A 7,896-nucleotide genomic window follows, 5' to 3' on the forward strand; every position below is an offset into this window, starting at 1 on the left:
CGACCGGCTGCGGCTCGTGCGCCGCGCTCATGCTGCCCCCCGTTGACGGTCGATCATGCATCCCTGACCGCTACCCCGGCAGGCGGGTTATGACTGTGAGTCATAAATATGACTCACAGTCATACCGCTCACGGTGGCTGTTGCCGCTCGCGGGGTCGCGCACCGCCGGGTGGCTGGTCGGTCGTGCCACCGCCGTCGGGCCGGCAGAAGCGGCCGGCGCGGTCCGAGCGGGCGGCGAGGCCGGCGCGGTCCGAGCGGGCGGAGCGGCCGGATGAGCTTTCACAACCCGAAGATGCCCTGGTCGGAGCTGGAGCGGGTGCTCTCCGGCCGGGCCAGCGGCGGCTCCGGCGGCGGGCGGTCGCGCGAGGAGCGGCACCTGCACGTGGTGGACCCGCTCGCCGTGGACGCCGACGGTGGGGACTCCCCGGCCTGGAGTCGCCGGCGCGAGCAGTACCAGCCGCCGGAGCTGCCCCGCCCCGACGGCGTGGTGCCCTACGCGGAGCTGCACGCGCACACCAACTTCAGCTTCCTCGACGGCGCCAGCCATCCCGAGGAGCTGGCCGAGGAGGCGGCCCGGTTGGGGCTCACCGCGCTCGCCGTCACCGACCACGACGGCTTCTACGGGGTGGTCCGCTTCGCCGAGGCGGCCCGCACGCTGGGCCTGCCGACCATCTTCGGCGCGGAGCTTTCCCTCGGGCTGCCCGGCCCGCAGAACGGCGAACCCGACCCGCACGGCGCGCACCTGCTGGTGCTCGCGCACGGCCACGAGGGGTACGCCCGGCTGGCCACCACCATCGCCCGTGCCCAACTGCGCGGCGGGGAGAAGGGCCGCCCGATCTACGGGGACCTGGAGGAGGTCGCCGCCGAGCTGCGCGACCACGTGCTGGTGCTGACCGGCTGCCGCAAGGGGCACGTGCCGGGCGCGCTGCTCACCGAGGGAGTGGACGCGGCGGCCCGCGAACTGGACCGGCTGACCGCGCTGTTCGGCGCGGAGACGGTGGCGGTGGAGCTGACCGACCACGGGCATCCCGTCGACGCCGACCGCAACGACGCGCTCGCCGAGCTGGCCGCCGCGGCCGGGCTGCCGACGGTGGCCAGCAACAACGTGCACTACGCCAGCCCCGGTCGGCGTCGGCTGGCCACCACTGTCGCCGCCGTCCGAGCCCGGCGCAGCCTCGACGAGATCGACGGCTGGCTGCCCGCGGCGGCCACCGCCCACCTGCGCAGCGGCGCGGAGATGGCGGCCCGGTTCGCCGCGTACCCGGGCGCGGTGGCGCGGGCCGCCGAGTTCGGCGCCGAGCTGGCCTTCGACCTGCAACTGGTCGCGCCGCAACTGCCGGCGTACCCGGTGCCGCCGGGGCACACCGAGATGAGCTGGCTGCGCAAGCTGACCGCCGACGGGGCACACGAGCGCTACGGGCCGCCGCAGGCGCACCCGACGGCGTACGCGCAGCTCGACCACGAGCTGAACATGATCGAGGAGCTGGGCTTCCCCGGCTACTTCCTGGTGGTCTACGACATCGTCACGTTCTGCCGCGAGCAGGACATCTACTGCCAGGGCCGGGGCTCGGCGGCCAACTCGGCGGTCTGCTACGCGCTGCGCATCACCAACGTGGACGCCGTCCGGCACCGGCTGCTCTTCGAGCGGTTCCTCGCCCCGGAGCGGGACGGCCCGCCGGACATCGACGTGGACATCGAGTCCGACCGCCGGGAGGAGGTGATCCAGCACGTCTACACCCGCTACGGCCGGGAGCACGCCGCCCAGGTCGCCAACGTCATCTCCTACCGGCCCCGGTCGGCGGTACGGGACGTGGCCAAGGCGTTCGGCTTCTCACCCGGTCAGCAGGACGCCTGGAGCAAGCAGATCGACAGGTGGGGCTCGGTCGCCACGGTCGACGTCGAGGGCATCCCGGAGCAGGTGGTGGAGTACGCCAACGAGCTGCAGACGTTCCCCCGGCACCTGGGCATCCACTCCGGCGGCATGGTGATCTGCGACCGTCCGGTGATCGAGGTCTGCCCGGTGGAGTGGGGGCGGATGCCCGGCCGCAGCGTGCTCCAGTGGGACAAGGACGACTGTGCCGCCGTCGGCCTGGTGAAGTTCGACCTGCTCGGTCTCGGCATGCTCTCCGCGCTGCACTACGGCTACGACATGATCGGGTCCCGGCTCGACCTCGGCGACATGACGCTGGACGACCCCGAGGTCTACGACATGCTCTGCCGGGCCGACTCGGTCGGGGTGTTCCAGGTGGAGAGTCGCGCCCAGATGGCCACCCTGCCCCGACTCAAGCCCCGCGAGTTCTACGACCTGGTGGTCGAGGTGGCGCTGATCCGGCCGGGCCCGATCCAGGGCGGCTCGGTGCACCCGTTCATTCGGCGCAAGAACGGTCAGGAGCCGGTGACCTTCGCCCACCCGTTGATGCGCAACGCGCTGGAGAAGACCCTGGGTGTGCCGCTGTTCCAGGAGCAGTTGATGCAGCTCGCCATCGACCTGGCCGGTTTCGACGCGGCCGAGGCCGACCAGCTGCGCCGGGCGATGGGCGCGAAACGCTCGGTCGAGCGGATGACCCGCATCGCCGACCGGCTCTACGCCGGGATGGCTGAGCGGGGCATCACCGGCGAGCTGGCCGACGACGTCTACCGCAAGCTCACCGCGTTCGCCAGCTACGGCTTCCCGGAGAGCCACGCGATGAGCTTCGCCTACCTGGTGTACGCCAGCTCGTGGCTCAAGCGCTACCACCCGGCGCCGTTCCTGGCGGCGCTGCTCAACGCCCAGCCGATGGGCTTCTACTCCCCGCAGACCCTGGTCGACGACGCCCGCCGGCACGGGGTGGAGGTCCGCCGCCCGGACATCAACGCCAGCGGGGCGCTGGCGGTGTTGGAGTCCACCCCGGACACCCGGTGGGGCAGCGGGCCGGGGGAGCCGCCGCACGCCTGGGGACTGGGCGGCCCGGCCGTCCGGCTGGGGCTGTCCAGCGTGCGTACCCTCGGCGCCGAGGTGGCCGAGCGGATCGAGGCCGAGCGGGCGGCCGGCGGGGCGTACCGCGACATGCCGGATCTGGCCCGGCGGGTCGGTCTCACCGCCGCGCAGCTGGAGGCGCTGGCCACCGCGGACGCCTTCGCCTGTTTCGGGCTGACCCGGCGGGAGGCGCTCTGGGCCGCCGGCGCGGCGGCCCAGGACCGACCGGGCCGACTGCCCGGCACGGTGACCGGCGCGGTGGCGCCCACGCTGCCCGGCATGGAGGCGGTGGACCGGCTGGTCGCCGACGTGTGGGCCACCGGGTTGTCGCCGGAGAGCCACCCGGCCCGGTTCATCCGGGGGCAGCTCGACGTGCTCGGCGCGGTGCCGATCGCCCGGCTCGGTCGGGTGGAGCCGGGCCAGCGGATCCGGGTCGGCGGCATCGTCACCCACCGGCAGCGCCCGGCGACCGCCGGCGGGGTGACCTTCCTCAACCTGGAGGACGAGACCGGGATGCTGAATGTCACCTGCTCACCGGGGCTGTGGCAGCGTTACCGGCGGGTGGCCCGCACCAGCGCCGCACTGGTGGTCCGGGGGCGACTGCAACGGCACGAGGGAGTGACCAACCTGGTCGCCGACCGGCTGGACGCGATCGAGCCGCCGGTCAGCCCCGCGTCCCGTGACTTCCGCTGATCCAGTGATCCACATTACGGTTTTCGGCGTCGCCGGGCGGGAGACTCGTCCTGAGCGGGCAGAGCGGCCCGTGATCCGTGAGGGGGAATGACAAGTGATGGGGAACCACACGTACACCGGCGGCGGAATCGCCAACGCCCGGCGGACCCGGCTGGGCTCCGGCTGGATGCCGTCGCACCTCACCGACCCCCGTGAGTACGAGGTGACCAACGGTCCGGTGGCCAACGAGCGCCGGTCCCGGGCCGAGGACGCGGTCGAGGGCACCGAGTCCTGACCACTAGGCTCGACCGGGTGGAGCAGACCCGAGGCCGGTTCGCCGGGCCGCCGCTGACCCCCCGTACCGCCGTGATCTGGTCGGTGCTCCGCGCCGAGCTGGACCGGCGCGGCGCCGCCGAGCTGACTGTGCTGGACGTGGGCGGCGGCACCGGCGGGTTCGCCGTCCCGCTGGCCCGCGCCGGGCACCGGGTCACAGTCGTCGACGCGAGCCCGGACGCGCTGGCCGCGCTGACCCGTCGGGCCGCCGAGGCCGGGGTCGCCGACCGGATCGTGGCCGTGCAGGGCGACGGCGACGCCCTGGCCGGGCTGGTCGAGCCGGCCAGCGTCGACCTGGTGCTCTGCCACGCCGTCCTGGAGGTCGTCGACGACCCCACTCCGGTGGTCGCCGCGCTGGCCAGCGCGTTGCGCCCCGGTGGCGCGGCGAGCGTCCTGGTCGCGGGGCGGGCCGCCGCCGTGCTGGGCCGCGCCATGAACGGCCATCTGGAGGTCGCGGCGGCGCTGGCCGCCGACCCGGCCGGCACCGCCGGGCCGCGCGACACGCTGCGCCGCCGCTACGACGCCCCCGGCGCCGCCGCGCTGCTCACCGCCGCCGGGCTGGCGGTCGAGGAGATCCACGGGGTACGCGTACTGGCCGACCTGCTGCCGGCCGCGGTCGCCGACGGGCAGTCCGCGGCCCTGGTCGAGCTGGAACTGGCGCTGGCCGCGCAGTCTCCGTACCGGGACCTGGCCGCCCAGCTGCACCTGTTCGCCCGCCGGCCGGCATGACCGTCGCGCCGGGTGGTGGGCCGCCGCCGCTGGCCGTCCTCGGCCCGGCGCACAGCGGGGACCGGCTCGCCGACGTGCTGCCCAGCGCGCTCGCCGTGCTGGGCGTTCCCGGGTCGACCGACCCGCTCGGGCTGGCCCCCGCCCTGGCCGGGGTACGCCGGATCGCCGTGCTGCTGGTCGACGGGCTCGGCTGGTACCAGGTGCCGACCGCCGCGCCGCACGCGCCGACCCTCGCCGGGCTGGCCGCGACGGTGGGTCGGCCGCTCATCGCCGGTTTCCCGTCCACCACCCCGACGAGCCTGGTGACGCTGGGCACCGGCGTCGCGCCCGGAGCGCACGGGGTGCTCGGCTTCACCGTGCGGGTGCCCGGCACCGACCGGGTGCTCACCCACACCGACTGGACCGCCGACCCGTCGCCGCTGCGCTGGCAGCCGGTGCCCACGCAGCTCCAACGGGCCCGCGCGGCCGGGGTGGCGGTGAGCGTGGTGAGCCGACCGGAGTTCGGCGGCAGCGGGTTGACCCTGGCCGCCAACCGGGGCGGCGACTTCCGGGGCGCCGCCGGCGTCGACGAGGTGGCTGCCACCATGCTGGCCGCGTTGTCCGCCGGCCCGGGGCCGACCCTGGTCTCCGGCTACCACGCCGACCTGGACCGGCACGGGCACCTCAGCGGAGTCGACTCCGCGCCCTGGCGGGTCGCCGCCGCCGAGGTGGACAACCTGCTCGCCCGGCTGGTCGACGGGTTGCCACCGGACGCCGCGCTGCTGGTGACCGCCGACCACGGGCAGCTCGACGTGCCCCTGACGCACCGCTTCGACCTGGACACCGATCCACGGCTGCGCGACGGGGTCCGGGTGGTCGCCGGCGAGGCCCGGGTGCGCTACCTGCACGTCGAGCCGGGCGCGGTCGACGACGTGGTGGCCGCCTGGTCGGCGGTGCTCGGCGACGCGGCGCGGGTGCGTACCCGGGCGGAGATGGTGGCCACCGGCTGGTTCGGGCCGGTGCCGGAGGAGCACCTGGAACGGATCGGCGACGTGGTGGTGACCTGCAACGACACGTACGCCGTCATGGCCAGCCGCACCGAGCGGCCGATGGCGTCGACGTTGGTGGCGTACCACGGGGCGGACACCGCCGCCGAGCTGACCGTGCCGCTGCTGGTCGTGCGGGGCTGAGCGGCGCGCGGTCCGGCCGGTCGGCCGGTGGTGCTGTCGTACCCCCGGGTTAGCCTGCCGGGATGGGTCGCAGCCAATCGTTGCCCCGGGGCGACGATCCGCGCTTCGGGCCGGACGCCGACGACTCCGCCAGCCCGATCCTGCACGTCGACATGGACGCCTTCTTCGCCGCCGTCGAGGTGCGCCGTCGGCCCGAGCTGCGCGGCCGGCCGGTCGTCGTCGGCGGGGTGGGGCCGCGCGGCGTGGTCAGCTCGGCCAGCTACGAGGCCCGCCGGTACGGGGTCCGCAGCGCGATGCCGACCAGCCAGGCCCGCGCCCGCTGCCCCCACGCGGTCTACCTGCCCCCGGACTTCACCGCGTACACGGCCGCGTCCCGGGCGGTCATGCAGATCTTCCGGGACGTCACCCCGCTGGTCGAGCCGCTCTCCCTCGACGAGGCGTTCCTCGACGTGACCGGTGCCCGCAGACTGTTCGGCTCCCCGGCGACCATCGCCCGGTCGATCCGGCGCCGGGTCGTCGACGAGCAGGGGCTGACCTGCTCGGTCGGGGTGGCGCCCAGCAAGTTCGTGGCCAAGCTGGGCTCCACCCGGGCCAAACCCGACGGTCTGTTGGTCGTGCCTCCGGGGCAGGTCCTCGACTTCCTGCACCCGCTACCGGTGGACGCGCTGTGGGGCGTGGGGGAGCGGGCAGCCGAGACACTGCGCCGGCTCGGCCTGGCCACCGTCGGCGACCTCGCCGCGGCACCGCTGGGCATGCTCCGCCGGGCGGTGGGTGCGGCGTCCGCGGCGCACCTGCACGAGCTGGCCGCAGGGCGTGACCCGCGGCGGGTCACCCCCGAGCACGTCGACAAGTCGATCGGCGCCGAGGTGACCTTCGACGCCGACGTGGCCGACCCGGTGGAGATCCGCCGCGCCCTGCTGGCGCTCAGCGCGAAGGTCGGCGTCCGGTTGCGCGGTTCCGGCCAGGTCGGGCGCACGGTCACCCTCAAGGTGCGGCTGGCCGACTTTCGCACCGTCAACCGCTCCCGCACCCTCGGCGTGCCCACCGACACCGCCCGCGAGATGTTCGACACGGTCTGGGCGCTCTACACCGCACTGGACCCGGGCGAGCGGATCCGGCTCGTCGGTGTCCGGGTGGAAGGGCTCGCCCCGGCGCAGGGCGCTCCCCGGCAGCTCACCCTCGGCGCGCCCGAGCGCGGTTGGCGGGAGGCGGAAGCTGCCGCAGACGCCGCTGCTGCCCGATTCGGGCGGTCCGTCATAGGTCCGGCCAGTCTGATGGGGGACCGTGACGCCCATCGAAAGGAAAATCCGCCCCACCCGTAGGTCGTCCCGCTTTCCGACGCGCGACCCCCCTCGTAGACTTGCGGGTAAGCAGCCGGTTGGCTGCCACGGTCTGTCGGCCCGAGTGGGCCCGACCAACGTGACCGGGGAGGAGTGCCGTGCCGCTCTCGGAGCACGAGCAGCGGCTGTTCGAGCAGATCGAGCGGTCGCTTGCCGAGGACCCCAAATTCGCCTCGGCCGTGCGCGCCAGCGATCCGCGCTTCCACGCGCGGCGTCGCCTGCTCGTCGCTGCCGGCGTGATCATCGCTGGCTTGGCTCTACTGGTCTATGGCGCGGTGATCAAGACTCCACCGCTGGCGGTGGCGGGCTTCGTCGTCATGCTGGCGTCGGCCGCGTTCGCGGTGCAGTCGCACCGGCGGGCGCAGTCACCTGACCTGCACGTGGTGGGTGGCACGACGAGTCGTCGTCCCCGCGGTGGCCGGTCCGGTCGCCGCCGGTCGATCCTGGACCGGATGGAAGACAGGTGGCGGCAGCGCCCGGAGGGGCACCGCTGAGCCCGTCCCGCCGCTGAGGCGGGCCGTACACCGCGACGAGCGGGTCGCCGGGAACGCCCCGGCGACCACTGTCGTATCCGTGCGCCCCGCCACCCTCCCCGACTGCCCGCCGCTTCCCGCGCGCGCCCGCCGCTTCCCGCGCGCGCCCGCCGCTTCCCGCGCATGCACGCCGCTCTCCGCGCGCGTCTTCGGTGGGCGCGAAG

At 74.7% G+C, this 7,896-nt stretch carries 6 protein-coding genes; all 6 read left to right on the forward strand.

Annotation, left to right across the window (positions count from 1 at the left end; genetic code table 11):
- Positions 1-271: 271 nt before the first annotated feature.
- The 6 genes from AB0J68_RS21950 to AB0J68_RS21975 all read left to right on the forward strand — a co-directional run bounded on the left by AB0J68_RS21950 (position 272) and on the right by AB0J68_RS21975 (position 7,693).
- Entirely contained in the window at positions 272-3,649 is a 3,378-nt protein-coding gene (locus tag AB0J68_RS21950; protein ID WP_363940269.1) for an error-prone DNA polymerase, read from the forward strand.
- 97 nt (positions 3,650-3,746) lie between these two features.
- Positions 3,747-3,923 carry a hypothetical protein gene (locus AB0J68_RS21955; protein WP_354862384.1) on the forward strand — a complete coding sequence of 59 codons (177 nt, stop codon included), beginning with the start codon at positions 3,747-3,749 and terminating at the stop codon, positions 3,921-3,923.
- Positions 3,920-4,690 carry a methyltransferase domain-containing protein gene (locus tag AB0J68_RS21960; RefSeq protein WP_354862385.1) on the forward strand — a complete coding sequence of 257 codons (771 nt, stop codon included), beginning with the start codon at positions 3,920-3,922 and terminating at the stop codon, positions 4,688-4,690. The genes AB0J68_RS21955 and AB0J68_RS21960 overlap by 4 nt, the downstream gene beginning before the upstream one ends.
- Positions 4,687-5,859 (forward strand): nucleotide pyrophosphatase/phosphodiesterase family protein, encoded by a 1,173-nt coding sequence (locus tag AB0J68_RS21965; RefSeq protein WP_363940271.1) that lies wholly within the window; start codon positions 4,687-4,689, stop codon positions 5,857-5,859. Before AB0J68_RS21960 ends, AB0J68_RS21965 begins: the two co-directional genes overlap by 4 nt.
- A 62-nt stretch (positions 5,860-5,921) precedes the next feature.
- Entirely contained in the window at positions 5,922-7,181 is a 1,260-nt protein-coding gene (locus AB0J68_RS21970; protein ID WP_363940273.1) for a DNA polymerase IV, read from the forward strand.
- Positions 7,182-7,297: 116 nt separating this feature from the next.
- Positions 7,298-7,693: a DUF3040 domain-containing protein gene (locus tag AB0J68_RS21975; protein ID WP_234590673.1), complete on the forward strand. Its 396-nt coding sequence runs from the start codon at positions 7,298-7,300 to the stop codon at positions 7,691-7,693.
- Positions 7,694-7,896 lie beyond the last annotated feature (203 nt).

Origin of the sequence: Micromonospora sp. NPDC049580, from assembly GCF_040675595.1 — a bacterium.
Lineage (GTDB): Bacteria > Actinomycetota > Actinomycetes > Mycobacteriales > Micromonosporaceae > Micromonospora.

Excerpts from the sequence above, each read along its gene's own strand:
- AB0J68_RS21950 (WP_363940269.1), top strand. The coding sequence starts at position 272 with ATGAGCTTTCACAACCCGAAGATGCCCTGGTCGGAGCTGGAGCGGGTG.
- AB0J68_RS21955 (WP_354862384.1), top strand. The coding sequence starts at position 3,747 with ATGGGGAACCACACGTACACCGGCGGCGGAATCGCCAACGCCCGGCGG.
- AB0J68_RS21965 (WP_363940271.1), top strand. The coding sequence starts at position 4,687 with ATGACCGTCGCGCCGGGTGGTGGGCCGCCGCCGCTGGCCGTCCTCGGC.
- AB0J68_RS21970 (WP_363940273.1), top strand. The coding sequence starts at position 5,922 with ATGGGTCGCAGCCAATCGTTGCCCCGGGGCGACGATCCGCGCTTCGGG.